This is a genomic window from Streptomyces sp. NPDC051109 (assembly GCF_044455885.1).
Taxonomy (GTDB): Bacteria; Actinomycetota; Actinomycetes; order Streptomycetales; family Streptomycetaceae; genus Streptomyces.
Genome location: NZ_JBITFF010000021.1, coordinates 100,162 through 114,227 on the forward strand (window position 1 = coordinate 100,162; position 14,066 = coordinate 114,227).

Annotated in this window: 22 protein-coding genes; 6 read left to right on the forward strand and 16 right to left on the reverse strand. The window is 70.1% G+C overall.

Features of this window, described 5'->3' with window-relative positions:
* Positions 1–29 precede the first annotated feature (29 nt).
* Entirely contained in the window at positions 30–1,031 is a 1,002-nt protein-coding gene (locus tag ACIBAD_RS30250; RefSeq protein WP_134067217.1) for a PHP domain-containing protein, read from the reverse strand.
* Positions 1,032–1,424: 393 nt separating this feature from the next.
* Here ACIBAD_RS30250 and ACIBAD_RS30255 point away from each other — a divergent pair, with 393 nt between their 5' ends.
* The 3 genes from ACIBAD_RS30255 to ACIBAD_RS30265 all read left to right on the forward strand — a co-directional run bounded on the left by ACIBAD_RS30255 (position 1,425) and on the right by ACIBAD_RS30265 (position 3,342).
* Positions 1,425–1,718: a hypothetical protein gene (locus ACIBAD_RS30255; RefSeq protein ID WP_398909793.1), complete on the forward strand. Its 294-nt coding sequence runs from the start codon at positions 1,425–1,427 to the stop codon at positions 1,716–1,718.
* A 185-nt stretch (positions 1,719–1,903) separates the two neighbouring features.
* Positions 1,904–2,920 (forward strand): NAD-dependent epimerase/dehydratase family protein, encoded by a 1,017-nt coding sequence (locus ACIBAD_RS30260; RefSeq protein ID WP_134067215.1) that lies wholly within the window; start codon positions 1,904–1,906, stop codon positions 2,918–2,920.
* Between the two features lie 179 nt (positions 2,921–3,099).
* Positions 3,100–3,342 carry a DUF6480 family protein gene (locus ACIBAD_RS30265; RefSeq protein WP_398909796.1) on the forward strand — a complete coding sequence of 81 codons (243 nt, stop codon included), beginning with the start codon at positions 3,100–3,102 and terminating at the stop codon, positions 3,340–3,342.
* Positions 3,343–3,525: 183 nt separating this feature from the next.
* Here ACIBAD_RS30265 and ACIBAD_RS30270 read toward each other — a convergent pair whose 3' ends face one another.
* The 9 genes from ACIBAD_RS30270 to ACIBAD_RS30310 all read right to left on the reverse strand — a co-directional run bounded on the left by ACIBAD_RS30270 (position 3,526) and on the right by ACIBAD_RS30310 (position 7,968).
* A complete protein-coding gene (locus tag ACIBAD_RS30270) occupies positions 3,526–3,966 on the reverse strand; it encodes a hypothetical protein (protein WP_134067211.1) in 441 nt (146 codons plus the stop codon).
* A gap of 202 nt (positions 3,967–4,168) precedes the next feature.
* Complete coding sequence (locus ACIBAD_RS30275; protein ID WP_134067209.1) at positions 4,169–4,573, reverse strand: gas vesicle protein K; 405 nt, start codon at positions 4,571–4,573, stop codon at positions 4,169–4,171.
* Positions 4,563–4,784 carry a gas vesicle protein gene (locus ACIBAD_RS30280; RefSeq protein WP_134067207.1) on the reverse strand — a complete coding sequence of 74 codons (222 nt, stop codon included), beginning with the start codon at positions 4,782–4,784 and terminating at the stop codon, positions 4,563–4,565. The genes ACIBAD_RS30275 and ACIBAD_RS30280 overlap by 11 nt, the downstream gene beginning before the upstream one ends.
* Positions 4,781–5,656, reverse strand: coding sequence for a GvpL/GvpF family gas vesicle protein (locus ACIBAD_RS30285; protein WP_134067205.1), 876 nt, complete (start codon positions 5,654–5,656; stop codon positions 4,781–4,783). Before ACIBAD_RS30285 ends, ACIBAD_RS30280 begins: the two co-directional genes overlap by 4 nt.
* The gene (locus ACIBAD_RS30290) at positions 5,653–6,024 is read right to left on the reverse strand and encodes a gas vesicle protein GvpJ (RefSeq protein WP_208329037.1); all 372 of its coding nucleotides are present in this window, start codon (positions 6,022–6,024) and stop codon (positions 5,653–5,655) included. Before ACIBAD_RS30290 ends, ACIBAD_RS30285 begins: the two co-directional genes overlap by 4 nt.
* Positions 6,025–6,096: 72 nt before the next feature.
* Complete coding sequence (locus tag ACIBAD_RS30295; protein WP_134067203.1) at positions 6,097–6,342, reverse strand: gas vesicle protein GvpG; 246 nt, start codon at positions 6,340–6,342, stop codon at positions 6,097–6,099.
* Between the two features lie 37 nt (positions 6,343–6,379).
* A complete protein-coding gene (locus tag ACIBAD_RS30300) occupies positions 6,380–7,099 on the reverse strand; it encodes a GvpL/GvpF family gas vesicle protein (protein WP_134067201.1) in 720 nt (239 codons plus the stop codon).
* A 3-nt stretch (positions 7,100–7,102) separates the two neighbouring features.
* Positions 7,103–7,564 carry a gas vesicle structural protein GvpA gene (locus tag ACIBAD_RS30305; RefSeq protein WP_398909799.1) on the reverse strand — a complete coding sequence of 154 codons (462 nt, stop codon included), beginning with the start codon at positions 7,562–7,564 and terminating at the stop codon, positions 7,103–7,105.
* Between the two features lie 29 nt (positions 7,565–7,593).
* Positions 7,594–7,968, reverse strand: a complete 375-nt coding sequence (locus ACIBAD_RS30310; RefSeq protein WP_398909801.1) for a gas vesicle protein — start codon at positions 7,966–7,968, stop codon at positions 7,594–7,596.
* Between the two features lie 200 nt (positions 7,969–8,168).
* Here ACIBAD_RS30310 and ACIBAD_RS30315 point away from each other — a divergent pair, with 200 nt between their 5' ends.
* Both ACIBAD_RS30315 and ACIBAD_RS30320 read left to right on the forward strand, forming a co-directional pair.
* Positions 8,169–9,473: a histone protein gene (locus ACIBAD_RS30315; RefSeq protein ID WP_398909803.1), complete on the forward strand. Its 1,305-nt coding sequence runs from the start codon at positions 8,169–8,171 to the stop codon at positions 9,471–9,473.
* A 3-nt stretch (positions 9,474–9,476) separates the two neighbouring features.
* The gene (locus ACIBAD_RS30320; RefSeq protein ID WP_398909805.1) at positions 9,477–10,559 is read left to right on the forward strand and encodes an SRPBCC family protein; all 1,083 of its coding nucleotides are present in this window, start codon (positions 9,477–9,479) and stop codon (positions 10,557–10,559) included.
* A gap of 102 nt (positions 10,560–10,661) precedes the next feature.
* Here the strand turns inward: ACIBAD_RS30320 and ACIBAD_RS30325 are convergent, their stop codons facing one another.
* Positions 10,662–10,835 (reverse strand): CsbD family protein, encoded by a 174-nt coding sequence (locus ACIBAD_RS30325; protein WP_134067191.1) that lies wholly within the window; start codon positions 10,833–10,835, stop codon positions 10,662–10,664.
* Positions 10,836–11,143: 308 nt separating this feature from the next.
* On the opposite strand from ACIBAD_RS30325, the gene ACIBAD_RS30330 reads away from it, so the two are divergent.
* Complete coding sequence (locus ACIBAD_RS30330; protein WP_398909807.1) at positions 11,144–11,494, forward strand: STAS domain-containing protein; 351 nt, start codon at positions 11,144–11,146, stop codon at positions 11,492–11,494.
* A 104-nt stretch (positions 11,495–11,598) separates the two neighbouring features.
* On the opposite strand, the gene ACIBAD_RS30335 is transcribed toward ACIBAD_RS30330, so the two are convergent.
* From ACIBAD_RS30335 to ACIBAD_RS30355, 5 genes are all read right to left on the reverse strand, one after another.
* Positions 11,599–12,201, reverse strand: a complete 603-nt coding sequence (locus tag ACIBAD_RS30335; RefSeq protein WP_398909809.1) for an alkaline shock response membrane anchor protein AmaP — start codon at positions 12,199–12,201, stop codon at positions 11,599–11,601.
* A 47-nt stretch (positions 12,202–12,248) separates the two neighbouring features.
* Positions 12,249–12,899: a DUF6286 domain-containing protein gene (locus tag ACIBAD_RS30340; RefSeq protein ID WP_398909811.1), complete on the reverse strand. Its 651-nt coding sequence runs from the start codon at positions 12,897–12,899 to the stop codon at positions 12,249–12,251.
* 37 nt (positions 12,900–12,936) lie between these two features.
* On the reverse strand, positions 12,937–13,254 hold the full coding sequence (locus tag ACIBAD_RS30345) for a hypothetical protein (protein ID WP_398909813.1): 318 nt from the start codon (positions 13,252–13,254) through the stop codon (positions 12,937–12,939).
* Positions 13,255–13,337: 83 nt separating this feature from the next.
* Entirely contained in the window at positions 13,338–13,517 is a 180-nt protein-coding gene (locus ACIBAD_RS30350; protein ID WP_134067183.1) for a hypothetical protein, read from the reverse strand.
* Positions 13,518–13,556: 39 nt separating this feature from the next.
* Positions 13,557–14,036, reverse strand: coding sequence for an Asp23/Gls24 family envelope stress response protein (locus ACIBAD_RS30355; protein WP_398909815.1), 480 nt, complete (start codon positions 14,034–14,036; stop codon positions 13,557–13,559).
* Positions 14,037–14,066 lie beyond the last annotated feature (30 nt).

Below are 14,066 nucleotides of genomic sequence, written 5' to 3' on the forward strand. Positions count from 1 at the left end.
GAGGCGGCCACCCGCGGAAGGCGGAGGGTTCACCGCCTGCCGCTTCTGCTCGTCAGCAGTCGGCCGAGCGGCCAAGTCGTGATCAGCCGGTCCGCGCCCAGGCCGATCCGGGCCGCCCGTGCGTAGCCGGTGCTCTGCCAGCGCAGCTGTTCGGGGGCGTGGGCGTCGGTGTCCACGGCGAAGAGGCAGCCCGCGGCGGCGGCCTGGACGAGCAGGTCGTCCGGGGGGTCGCGCCGTTCGGGCCGGCAGTTGATCTCCACGGCGGTACCGGCCTCCGCGCACGCGGCGAACACGGCCTCGGCGTCGAAGCGGGACTGCGGGCGGCCCCGGCCGGTGATGATCCGCCCGGTGCAGTGCCCCAGGACGTCGACGCGCGGGTTGCGCACTGCGGCCAGCAGGCGGGCGGTCATGGGTTCGGGTTCCGAGCGGAGTTTGGAGTGGACGGATGCCACGACGATGTCGAGTCGGCCGAGGAGGTCTTCGTCCTGGTCGAGCGAGCCGTCGTCGAGGATGTCGCACTCGATTCCGGTGAGCAGCCGGAATCCGGGGCCCGTCCTGGCATTCAGGTCCGCCACGGCCTCCAGCTGGCTTTTGAGGCGGTTCTGGCTGAGCCCGTGGGCGATCGTCAGCCGCGGCGAGTGGTCGGTCAGGACGGCCCACTGGTGGCCCAGGGCGCGGGCCGCTTCGGCCATGTCCTCGATCGGGCTGCCGCCGTCCGACCAGTCGGAGTGCAGGTGACAGTCCCCGGTGCTCGCGGCCGCCAGGTCCCAGCCGGCTCGGGCGGCCGGGTCGGCTTCGGCCTGCAGGCGGGCGAGGTAGGCCGGTATCGCTCCGGTCGATGCCTGGGCGATCACCTCGGCGGTGACGGGGCCCACCCCGCGCAGCCGTCTGGCCTGGGCGGCGTCCACAGGGCCCGGCGGGAGGTCGCGTACGGCGTCGGCGGCCGTGTGGAAGGCCCGCACCCGGTACGGGGACGCGCCGCGCCATTCGAGCAGGAAGGCGATCCGACGGAGAGCTTCGTCCGGATCCATGCTTCCAGTGTCAGCCCGCCATCGGGTCGGCCATGGCCGGAGGACCCGGGCAGTCGCTCGCATCAGAGTTGTGGCCACCCCATGTGTCCCCGAGGACGGAACCGTGCCCCCGGGGCCGGGGCCGGGGCCGGGGCCTGCGCCGAAAGTGCTTGAATCGGACGTCATCCGGTGGGGGAGGGGTCGGCTGCTTACGCCGGCGCCCGCACGCCCGGCGCGAGCGGGGTGTCCGTGCCGCCAGTGCCCGAGGGGGCGCTGATGGGGGCGGCCGTGCAGCGTGCGCTCTGGTCAGGGGAGGGAGGTTCCGGGGAGTGAAGGGCCCTTCGGCGCTTCCCAGGCAGACGGTCCGCCCGCGACGGCATGACTGCACGGGAGGGAGTGGGGTAGGCGCGGCCCATGAACCGAGCCGCGTTGTTCGACGCCGGCGGGACGCTCGCGGGCACCGATCATCTGCATGTGGCGTGCCGGGCGATCGGCCTGCCGGGCGGGGATCCGCTCGCCCACATGCACATGCACATGCACATGCACATGCACGTGCTGGGCAGCGGCCGCGACGTCGGCGAGGCCCCTACCGACTCAGACGAGGTGCACGGCGGCAAGCCGGCGACCCGCCTTCATCCACTACGCCCTGACCTCACCGAGTGCCTGCGGACGGCGCGGTTCTGGTCGGCGACGCCGTCCGGGACATGAAGGCCGCGGCACGGGGCGGCGGCCGGGGCCTACTGTGGGGCGGCAGCCCGCGCCCGCGACCGCGAAGACGCGGCAGCGATACGCAGGCACCCGTCAAGCTGACCTCCTCGAAATAACCGGACCGCGACCCTTCGCCCACGCGCCCCATGGCCCGGAAGGGTGGGGCCGCTCGGAAGGGAGTTCCGATGACACTCACTCCACCTCTCCGGATCGTCGTCGTCGGTGCCACCGGCAACGTCGGGACCAGCGTGGTGCAGGCGCTGGCGGCCGATCCCCGTGTAGGGGCCATAGTGGGCCTGGCCCGCAGGGTCCCCGACTGGCAGCCCGAGAAGACCACCTGGCACACCGTGGACCTCGAAGCCGACGGGGACGAGCTCGGACCGCTCTTCGACGGCGCCGACGTCGTGATCCACCTGGCGTGGAAGTTCCAGCCCACGCACGATCCCGCCGAGACCTGGCGGACCAACGTTCTCGGGAGCATTCGCGTCTTCGACGCCGTCGTCGCCTCGGGCGTACCCGCTCTCGTACAGGCCTCCTCGGTCGGCGCCTACTCACCCGGGCCGAAGGACCGCGCGGTCGACGAATCCTGGCCCACACACGGCTGGCCCGGGGCGGCGTACTGCCGGGAGAAGGCGTACTGCGAACGGCTGCTCGATGTCTTCGAACGTGACCACCCGGGCATCCGCGTGGTGCGGATGCGCCCCGGATTCCTGTTCAAGCGGGCGGCGGCCTCCGAGCAGCGCCGTATCTTCGCGGGCCGGCTGCTTCCAGGCAGGCTCGTCCGGCCCGGTCTGATCCCCGCCGTGCCCGACCTGCCGGGCCTGCGCTTCCAGGCCATGCACACCGACGATGCCGCGGCTGCGTACCTGGCCGCCGCGGTCCGCCCTGTCCAGGGGGCCTTCAACCTTGCCGCCGACCCGCCCCTGGACGCCCAGGTCCTGGCGGGCATGCTCGACGCGCGGCCTCTGCGCATGACGACGGCGCCGGTGCGGACCGCGCTCGCCGCCGCGTGGCGCCTGCACCTCGTCGGGGCCTCCCCCGACCTCTTCGACGCGGTCCTGCGCCTGCCGCTGCTGGACTCCTCCCGGGCGCGCGAGCTACTTGACTGGGAGCCCCGGTACACCGCCGTAGAAGCCATCGAGGAGTTCCTCGCCGGGCTACGCGAAGGCGCGGCAATGGCGACGGCCCCCTTGGCGGCCTGAGCCGTCCGGGGTACCCCCGCCGATGAGCCGCGGGTTCGCGCTCCTGTGGAAGCCGTCCTTGCCCGCAGGCCTGTTCCGGCTCTGGGCAGATACCCCCGCAATTGATACCTCCCGCAGAATCGACCTCAGGGGCGACGCAGGGGAGGCATGACACCGCCGATCAGGGGGAGTCGCCAAATATGACCAGAGACATTCCGGCAAGCAACCCGGATCCCGATCCTCGTGTGACGCCAGGACTCGAAGCCGGCGGCGCTGTTCCGCCCGGGGAGACGCCGCCGGGGGAGGCAAGTACCGGCACCGGCGCCGGACCGTACCGGCCCCCGAAGCGGGGTTGGGCCCGCGGCCCGCTTGCGATCATCATCGCTGTGGCGGTGATATGCGCCTTGTTCTTCCTGGTGTTCGCCATAGTGCTGGCTCTTTGACGACCTATTGGCACGGCGCGGTACGCCGACGAGGTCGGCCGGCCTCGCGGGGCGGCGACCCGTCTTCTCACGGTCGCGGCGCGCGGGCCCCGACAGCGTCGCATTTCGCACCCACCGGGGCGCGCCTGCCCGCCCGTAGCCGCTCCACCGCTCCGCCTGCCATCAGGCGGGGGGCGGCGTGGGCTATTCCACGACCTTGAGGATGAGGGGGCAGCCGTCCCCGGCAACCGGATCCCTGTCGGTCACGGCGCCGTCCTCCTCGTTCCAGACACGCACGTACTGCGAGCGGGCTGCCCAGTCACCGAGATCGCCCGTATCGGCGTCGTACTGCTGCCACGTCGTCCCTCGCCCCTCCGGGTCGAGGCGCCCGGTCTGCGGCCTGGACGCCCACACCGTGACGTGGGCGAACCATGCGAGGTATTGATGGAGGGGGTGCTCGGGGTCGTCCGGCTCCGGAGGGAGCCGCAGAGAGCCCAGGCGAACGAGCCCCAGACGGGCGAGCGAGTAGACGACCGCCCCGCCGTCTTCCTTCCACCTGTCGGGCGATATCGAGACGGCGGCGCCCTGGAAATCGGGCGCGTCGTACAGGGTGGCATGCATCAGGGTGCCGGCCTGCGTTGCCATGCTCATCCTCCGGCCCGCAGTTCGGTGGGGACGACGCGACGAGGATCATCACGTAAGAGAGCCTTTGCCATTCCAGTGTCGGCGGAGGCTGGCGCGGGGCGCTTGCGGAAGTTCGCGCCATTGCAGGGCAGCCGATCACTGCCGCGGTGCGGAGACCGTGAGCTCGTGATGGGCATCCGGCCCGGCGCGGGCAGGACGTGGGTCATTCACGTGGTGGGAGGAGGGGCCCGAGGGGGCCCAAATCGAGATTGAGGTCCTCAAGGGCGTAACCGTGTTCGGTGCACAGATCGGACAGGGTGTCGTGGAGGGCGAGGAGGGTGGCTCCGAGTTCCTCTTCCTGGGCGTCAGTGAGGTCGCCGGCGTCGACGCGGCGCAGGGCTTGGCGTTCGATGAGCTGGCGCAGGAGTTCGACGAGGGTGAGAACGAGCTTGAGAAGGTCTTCGCCGACGGTTTCAGGGTTGGTGTTCAGATGCCGGGCGGGCGGGGAGGCCCGGTCTTGGGGCACCGGCGGCGCCTGGATGAGGCGGAAGGCGTGGGAGAGGCGGTCACCGACGTCTTGGAGCTGGCCGGGACGGGGGCGGGGAGGCGGGGATGGTTCAGGGTTCATCGTGACCTCCACCGGGCGCTGGGGCGGGAGGGGTCTCGGAGGTGACGGAGACGATGAGGGCTCGCAGTGAGATGCGCACGAGGTCGATGTCGGCGATGGACAGGACGATGTCACCGGTCAGGACGACGCCGCCGCTCAGGAGGCGGTCGAGAAGGTCGACGAGCGCGACTTGCCGCTCGGGCAAGGGCTCGTCGTAGCGGGCGGGTGTCATGGTGGCGGCTGTCGGGCGCCTGCCGGGGCGTCGGAGCCATCGCGAGTGCCCTGGGGGTCGACGGGTGTGGCGAAGGAGTAGGGGGCCCAGGGCCCGGTGACCTCGATGCGGACCTCGGGGAAGAGGAGGGCTGCGTCGGCGAGGGCGCTGCGGAACTCCTCGGCCTGGTCGTCCGGGACGAGGTAGGCGTCGTTGAGGACGTTCTCCTGGGCGGTGGCCAGCGCTCCGCGCTGTGGAGCGTGGCGCGCGCGCTCGGCGGTGTGGCGGGCAGCGATGGCTTCGATGGCCTGGGCGGCAAGTTGGGCCTGCCGGTAATTCACGTCGCGGGCGTTGTGCTGGGCCTTGCGGGCGCTCAAGTAGGCCTTGCCAGGGCCGATCGGTTGGGCGGGGTCGGCGGCGACCGACTGGTTGGCATCAGGTGGGGTGGAGGCCGCGAGGTAGATCTTGACGCCGTATTCCGTGTGGGCGCGGAGCTGGTCCAAGCGCTGGCCGAAGGCGCGGTGCTGAGCTGTGAGGGCCCGGCTGGCGCGCTGGTCGTCCTGATAGACGATGGCCAGGCGCAGAGGAAGCAGGGGCGCGTACGCGCCGACGCCTTGGACGACGTCGTGGTGGGTGCGGGCGACGTACTCCAGCCAGTCGAGGTTTTCGAAGTGTTCCTTGAGGGCGGTCTCGTTGAAGTCTCGTTCGGGCACGTCGCCGGCGACGAAGGCGAGCGGCGCGATCTCGCCGGAGGTGGCGGTGAGGTCCTCCGCGGGCGGCAGAAGCCGCAGGGGGGTATCGCCGATGCCGCGTAGGCGGGGGAGTGCCTGCGTCAGGGGGCCTGTCGGCTCGGTGACGGCGTACACGTAGGTGAGGGCGGCGGGGGTGTTCACGGCTCGCTCCTACGGCGGCGCGGGCCGGTCGGCGGACGGACCGACTCGTCGTTCGGGTCGTCTCCCTCGGCAGGATCGGCGGGGCCGAGCTCGCTGCGGAGGGCTTCGAGTTCGGCGCGCAGGCGGCGGTTCTCCTGTTCCAGGGGGCTGCCGGTATGCCGGCTGGACAGGGACGGGTCGTGTTCCCACCAGTCGATGCCCATCTCCTTCGCCTTGTCGACCGAGGCGATCAGAATGCGGAGTTTGATGGTCAGCAGTTCGATGTCGAGTAGGTTGATGCGGATGTCGCCGGCGATGACGATGCCCTTGTCGAGGACTCGCTCAAGGATGTCCGCGAGGCTGGAGGTGGAGGTGGGCCCGTACGGCATCGGCGCGCGGGATGCGAAGGATCCGGGACGGCCGGGCAGGGAATCGGTCACGGTGGCGCTCCCTCCGCGCAGTCAGGGCCGCTGGCGGTACTCGTTGATCTCCGCCAGCCGAGCGAGGAGCTCGTCCTCCTCACGGTCGAACGCCTCCTCGTCGATCTCGCCGCTCAGCAGTTGCTTTTCCAGTTCGGCGAGCCGGTGCCAGACGGGTGCGGGGTCGTAGTACTCCTCTTCGGCCTGGTCGACGACGCGCTGCGCGACCCAGGTGACGGCACGTACCGGCGCTGCGGGGAGCGTCAGCAGATAAGTCAGCAGTCCCATCGGTCGGTCCTCCCTTCTCCCCAGGGGACGCTGTCGGCTATTGGACGAAGCTGTAGGGGGGCAGGGGCCCGGAGAAGCGCAGGTCGATCCCCTCGCCGATCTCGCGGGCGATGTTGGCTTCCGCCGTGCGCAAGCCCTCCTTGTGCTCGTCGGGTACCAGGAGGGAGAGGTTGAGGAAGTCGCTTCCCGAAGGCGGGCGGACCAGGTGCTCGCGGGAGAACGGGATGAGGGCCTCAGTCAAGCCGACGGAGAGGGTCTCCTGTCGTGCCTGTACCTCGTGGGCGACCATCTCGCCCAAGGCGAGCGGCAGCCCCGGGTCGCGGTCGCCGCCGCGGATCCGTTCGTTCAGGTCCCGGGCCTCGGGCAGGTCCTCAAGGATCTGCTCCAGCAAGGGCGTGTCGTCGGTCTGCGAGGCCCGCACGTGGTACTCGGCGCAGCCCTCCAAGCGCGACAGCGTGGAGAGATAGCCGTCCGTGTTGGATGCGAGGGCCTCGGAAACGGCGAGGTCGTCGGGGGCGGTGTAGCCGAATTGCAGCGGCAGGACGACCCCGTCGGTCATCAGCCGCTCCTGCACCTCTTGGTGGGCGATGAGGTCGCGGCGTTTCGGCTGGATCTCCTCGTCGACGTCGCTGACCACCGCGCACAGTGGTCCAGCGGTGACGGTGCGCACTGGCGACGGCTTCGCGCCCACGCCGCGGAGCCCGTCCAAGCGGCAAGGGTGACCCTTTGTGATGATCGAGTACACGTAGAGCGGCATCGCTCACTCCCTCTCCCGCCGTGCGGTGCGCCTGGCGGCGGGACGCCGCCGCCGCGGGGCTTCCTCCGCCTCCTCTTCGTCTTCGTCCGGCTCACGGGACGATGATGCGCCGGTCAGGGATTCCGTTACGGCTTCGACGGCTCCGCCGAGAGCTCCCTTGCTCTTTCCGCGGGCGCCGCCCTCCATCACCCTGCCCATGACGTCGGGAAGCTGGGCGGGGGCCTTGCGGCCGGCTTCGAGGTCGAGGCGGTTACACGCTTCGGCGAAGCGCAGGTAGGTGTCGACGCTGGCCACCACGATACGGGCGTCGATCTTGATGAGTTCGATGCCCACCAGGGAGATGCGGACGAAGACGTCGATGACCAGTCCGCGGTCGAGGATGAGTTCCAGGACGTCGTAGAGGCTGGACGAGCCGCCCCCCTGCCCTCGCGCGACGGGGCCGGCGCCCTGCGGCACCATGGTCATGGCGCCTCCTTCCGTCGGCCGGACCGTTCTCAGGTCAGCCGGTCGATCATGCCGCGGCTGTAGCGGCGTGTGCGTTCGTAGGAGATCAATTCGCCGTCCTCGTCCAGAGCGACCCGGTAGCTGGCCATCACGCTGGTGGTGTCCGGGATGCGTTCCAGCTCCACCACCTCCACCTGTGCCACCCAGCCGTCTTCGGTCGGCTTGAGCGAGGACACCGAATCGGGGAAGTTGCCCAGGAGTTCGGCGAGTTGCTCGGCTGCCGCACGCATGGCCGCCGCAGCCCCCGGTGTGCCGGAGCGGCGCCGGGACTTGGCGCGACGGCGCGCGTTCGTGTCCTGCTCTGCTCCCTCGCCGACCGGCCGAGACGAGGCCCGCCGGGGGCGTGCAGGTTCCGCTGCGGCCATATACCCCTCCCTTGGGGAGACAGCCTCACAGAAACTAGAATGTCACCAAATACAGGCATTAGTCCCGTGGTGAGGGTAGGAGCTTTTCGAGCGGCCCCGCCGGGACCTCTTTCCCCTGGCGGGCTACCCGATCGTCGCGATCGGCTGCCCGCGGGCGACTTCACCAAGTCCGCACGCGCCCGCCCTGCGAAGGGATGATCATGGAGGACACCACCAAGGTCGCGCTGGCCGCTGCGGTGGCCGGAGGCTACATACTCGGCCGGACCAAGAAGGGCCGCCTGGCGTTCAGCCTCGCGACCTATCTCGCCGGTCGACGCTTCGGACTCGAACCCGGACAACTTCTCAAGGAAGGTGCCTCCCGGCTCAAAGAGATGCCCCAGTTCGCCGACTTGGCCGATCAACTGCGAGGCGAGGCCCTCGACGCAGGCCGCCAGGCGTTGGCCACCGCGGCCAACCGCAAGCTCGCAGACCTCGCCGGCACCCTGCACGAGCGCACCCTTGAGCTCTCCCGCGGCAACACCGACCGAGGCCGGGAGGAGGACGAAGCAGAGGGCGAGGAGCAAGAGCCCTACGAGGACGAGGACGAGGGCGACGAAGCCGAGGGCTACGCGGACGAGGAAGGTTACGGACCCGAGGACGACGAAGGAGAGTACGAAGAGGAGGAAGCCGAGGAAGGGCCGGAGGCGGAAGCTGAAGAGGAGGAGCCTGAAGAGGAGGAGCCTGAAGAGGAGGAAGCTGAAGAGGAGGAGCCTGAAGAGGAGGCGGAGGAGGAAGAGCCCGCCCCGCCGCCGCGCCGAACGCGTACCTCGGCTCACGCGCGAGCCGACCGGAGCGCGGGCCGTCGCCGCAAGGAGCCCGCAGAGGAGCCGGAAGAGGAAGAGGGACCGGAAGAGGATGGGGAGGAGCCGCCTCCCCCGCCCCGGCGCACCCGCCCCTCGGCCCAAGCACGCAGGACCCGCAGCGCGGCCCCCGCCCCGAAGGCCGCTTCGCGTCCCGCTGCGGCGAAGAAGGCCGCCACTGCGGGGCACAAGGCTGCGCCCGCCAAGAGGACTCAGGCGACCAAGGCGGCTCCCGCGAAGAAGTCACCGGCAAAGAAGGCCGCGACGCCTTCCAAGAAGTCCGCCCCACCGGCGAAGAAGTCCGCCCCACCGGCGAAGAAGTCCGCGCCACCGGCGAAGAAGGCCGCCCGGCCGACAAGGAAGACGGCCGCCTCGGCGAAGAAGGCCGCGCCCGCCAAGAAGACAGCGGCGAAAGAGACGGCCGGCAGCAGGCCGGCTTCCAAGACCGCGCCCGCCAGGAAGAGTTCCGCCGCGAGCAAGGCGCCGTCCAAGGCGGCCGCGAAGAAGGCCAGCAGTAGCCCGCCACGCAAGAAGGCCACCGGTCAGAGCCCGGCACGCAAGAGCGCTGCCACGAGGGCAACCGCAAAGAAGACCGCCGGCCGCAGCCCGGCCCGCAAGACAGCCGCCAAGAAGACCGCGGCCCGCAAGCCGTCCACGCGGAGGTAGGTCATGGCAACCTCAGACCGCAGCAAGTCGTCGGAGTCCTCTTCCGGGATGGACCAGCTGCTGAAGGAACTGACCGGATTCCTCGCGGCCCAGGCCGACCAGCTCGCCGACAAGGCCACTGACAAACTCTCCGGCCTGACCGACCAGCTCTACGATGTCGCCGATAACGGCGGCAGCCTCTCGGACATCGCCGGCATCGGCGGCCGTATGGTCAAGGGCGATTCGCCTCTCAAGGCCATCGCCGGGCAGAAGCTCGGAGACCTGAAGGACAAGGTCACCGAGGCTTTTGGCGGCGGCAAGGGGAAGGGTCGCAAGAGCGGCGGCGGCAAGCTGATGAACATCGTCGAGGTGCTCGACGTAGGCTTGCCGCTGCGTACGGTCTACGACCACTGGACGCAGTACGAGGACTTCAGCGGATTCGCCAAGGGCGTCCGCGACGTCTCCCGCGGGGACGACACGACCACCGACTGGAAGGTCAAGGTCGGCCCCTCCACGCGCAGCTGGAAGGCCACGGTCCAGGAGCAGGTCCCCGACGACCGCATCGTGTGGACGTCCGAGGGCGCCAAGGGCACCACCCGTGGCTGCGTCACGTTCCACGAGCTCGCCCCCTCGCTGACCCGCATCGTCATCGTCGTCGAGTACTACCCCTCCGGACTGTTCGAGAAGACCGGCAACCTGTGGCGGGCCCAAGGGCGTCGTCTGCGCCTGGACCTCAAGAACTTCCTGCGCCACGTCATGCTCACCACCGATGAACCGGAAGGCTGGCGTGGCGAGATCCGCGACGGCGAAGTCGTGCAGACCCATGAAGAAGCCCTTGAACAGGAACAGGCCGACGAGGAACAGGGCGAAGAGGAACAGGGCGAAGAGGGAGACGAAGAGGGCTACGAGGACGAGAACGGCGGCGACGAGGAGTACGAGGACGAGGAACAGGCCGAAGGGGGAGACGACGAGGACGAGGACGCCCAGTACTACGACGAAGAGCCTGAGGAAGGCGAGGAAGAGGCGGGGGAGGAGGACGCGGACGGGCTCGACGAAGAGGAGGAGCCGGCGCCGCCCCGCCGACGCCGGCGCCGACAGCCTGCGTAGAGCACGCCACGGCGTGGTACGGACCGTACGTGAGGGCCGGCGGACTCCGCCGGCCCTCACCCCCGGGTCACCTCACGAATGACAGCCTTCACCTCAAAGGCGTCAGTGCTTGAGGGCGTCCTTGGCCTTCTGAGTGGCCTGCTTCGCGTCGCCCAGCGCCTGCTCACCGCGTCCCTTGGCTTCCAAGCTCTCGTTGCCGACAGCCTTGCCCGTGCTTTCCTTCACCTTGCCCTTGGTCGTCTTCGCAACGTTCTTGACCTTCTTGCCTGCACCCATTCCTCTCACCTCCACGCCACTCGCGCGTGGCCTAAGGGCCTGGTCATCCCCTACCCCGCCGCCTCGGCGCTACGCATAATGGGCAAATGATATTAAATCCCCATGTGTGCGCGGATCGGCCGGGGACGGAAGCGCCTCCCCGCAGGGGACCGCCGCACGCATCGACGGCGTGACACGGCCATCGGAGCGCCCGCGGGGCGGCGCTGTACATGCCCGTAGAGCACGGGGATCGCTCGGCCGGTGTCGTGCTGGTTGCCGCCTGACACCAGCCCTAGGCTGGCCCCAGGGATGCCGAGAGGAGACAGAGCGTGCGCGGCGAAGGCGGCGACGGCAGCGAGGACATCGACGTCGAGGTCCACGGCGGTGCGACGGTGGTGCGGCCGCACGGTGAGATGGACATCGGCCGCGCCGAGGAGTTCCGCCGGGTACTCCTGACGGCCCTGTCCGGTGAAGGGACCCCTCACGATGTCGTGGTCGATCTGCAGCACCTGTCCTTCTGCGACTCATCGGGGCTCAACGCCCTCCTGGTCGCGCGTGCCGTCGCCGCCGAAAGCAGGCAGAACCTCTACCTCGCCGCGCCCCGGGAGCAGTTCATGCGTCTGTTGGAGATCACCGGAGCCGGGGACTTGTTCACCATCGAGCCGGTTCCGCCGTTCTGACCGCCCGGGCCGCGCGACCTCGTCGGGTTCAGGCCGGACGACCCTGTTCCGGCCGGGAAGGGGCCGCCCGGTGCCGTACGCGAATCGGCAAGCGGCGGCACTTCTCATTCGGCACGGTGGGGTTTGTGCGGGGTCACACTCAGCTTCGCCCTTGCCGGAAGGGGCCGTCCCGTCGACTGGCGGGCGCGTTCCAGTGGCCCGTCGCACAGTGCCTGCAAGACGCGGCCGGGCTCGGTATCGGAGGTGAGGGTGATGTCCAGGCGGGCTTCGGGATGGCTGGTCGGGCCGTCCATCCGTGCGCGAGCCTGGTGAACACCGGGCAGGTGCCCGGCGTCGGCTGCCATGGCGTCGCTGAGAGCGCCCTCGCGCAGTTCCACCCCGTCCACGGCCGTGGGCCCTCCCACGGACACGGCGCCCGGGTGAGTACGGCGGAGTTGGGCCAGCAGCCACCATAGGGCGAGCAGGGTGACGAGGGCCAAGACGGCGATGGCTGCGGGCCACCACCATCCTTCGCCCGTCCAGCGGGTGCGGGTGGCGTCGTCGAGCAGGATGTCGTGGGGGGCGGTGAGCGGCCAGCCGTCGGGTGGTGGTGGTAGCCAGCGCCGGTACAGGTCGAAACCGCCCGCAAGGATCAGGAGACCCGTACAGAGCAGGACAACCCCTGTCAGGGCCAGGAGGACTCGGTTGATGGCGGATTTCCTCTTCATCGGATCCCCTTCTGCCAGTGCTCGGTGGTGGGCAGCGCCGGGTGTGGCTACTTGCGGCGTGGCCGCACCCGGACATCGAGCGACGGACGGCGGGCGAGGGCCAGCCGGTCGAGTTCCTCGAGCAGACTGAGCCGGAGGTCGGCCTTGACGTCGTCGGGGGCGCGGAATCGCACGTCCGCGCGCGCTTTGACGCGGCTCCGGTGGAACCGGACCTTGGCGGCACTCACTCCGGGCACGCGCATCGCCGCATCACGCAAATGGAGTTCCGCGGCCTCCCGGTCCAGCACTGCGCGTAGTTGCGCGTCGGGAGTCCTGAGGGGCAGTTGGTGGCGCAGGCCGGGGCTGAGGGCCAAGACGATCAGCCAGAGCCCGAGGACGGCGATGACGGCAGCGCCGATCTGCATGAGGGTGTCGTCCAGGGGGCGGGTGGCCAGTTCGTCGGCGAGGCGCCTGCGCCACGCTGCGGCGGGCTGGCCGGCTCGGACCCTGACGACGTCGAACAGGAGGGTGCCGGCCGCGGCCGCGATGACCAGGGCGGTGAGCGCGGCGGGTATCCGGCGCGCTGACCACGGGCGCCGAGCACGCGGGGGTGGTCCAGCCGGAGGCTGCCCGGTCAGCTGCCCCAGCGTGCGGGAGGTGACCTCGTCGGCTCCCGCGGGCCGCTCCATCTCGGCCGGCGGGTCTTGGGCGCGTTCCATGCCGGCCCTCCTTCCCGGTAGGGGAATGCACTGTGGTTCATTGCACGCGGCGGTGTTCCATGCCGACGGCGGGAACCAAGTGCTCGATGGCGAGGGTGACTTCCGTGATGCGCATCCCGGTCAGATGGGCCACCCGCTCGCTGACGTAGCGCTGGACCTGGCGGGATGCGTCGGCGAGGTCTGTCGGATAGGGCAGGTCCAGCGTCAGCCCCAGCCGTGCCGTACCGCTGTCCACGGCGGCCGACGCGCGCGGAGCGGCCAGTTCCGCCAGTGCGGCCGAGGTGTCCGAGTGCGAGGCCACTGCCTCCTTTGCGGCGCGGGCCGCGATCCGGGCGACCACCTTCTCCGGGATCACCGTGGCCCCGCGTTCGGCCGCCGCCAGGTCTGGCCGGGGAGGACCTCCTGCTCCCGGGTGCGGGGCAGTCGCAGGGTGCGAGGTCATTGCCGGTTCCGGGAACGCGTGAAGTCGGACAGCTCCAGATCACCCTGCACCATGCGGCCGATGATCAGGCCCACCAGGCCCAGGAACGCCACGAGCAGGAAGGCCCAGAAACCGCCGAAGAATGCGGCGTAGCCCAAGGCCATGCCCGCGAGCAGGCCCACGGTTGCTGCGCTCATTTCACTCACCTGAATTTCCGTCGGTTGCGTTGCGAGGGGTCACTGCACGCGTCCCTCGCCTTCCTCGTCGTCCTCCTCGTCAGGAAGGTGGACGTCGTCGACGGTGATGTTCACTTCGACGACCTCAAGGCCGGTCATGCGTTCCACGGCCGTGATGACGCTGGTGCGCACGTCGCCGGCCACGTCGACGATGGCGAAGCCGTACTCCACGACCACGTCAAGATCTACGGCGGCCTGACGTTCGCCGACCTCCACCTTCACTCCGCGGGCCACGCCGGGACGGCCACCGGAGACCTTGTCGGTCACCGCGCCGAGTGTGCGGGCCATGCCGGAGCCGAGGCTGTGGACGCCCGGCACTTCGCGGGTGGTCATTCCCGCGATCTTTTCGACCACGCTGTCTGCGATGGTCGTACGGCCCCGGGTCTCGGGTGCCGTCCCGGGGCCGGCCTGGCCCGTGAGGGCCTTGCCCACAGGGCGTGACTCGCTTCCACCTGAGGTGGGGCTGATGGTGTCCGACATGAGGACCTCCCCAGGGTGTCCATCCGGGCG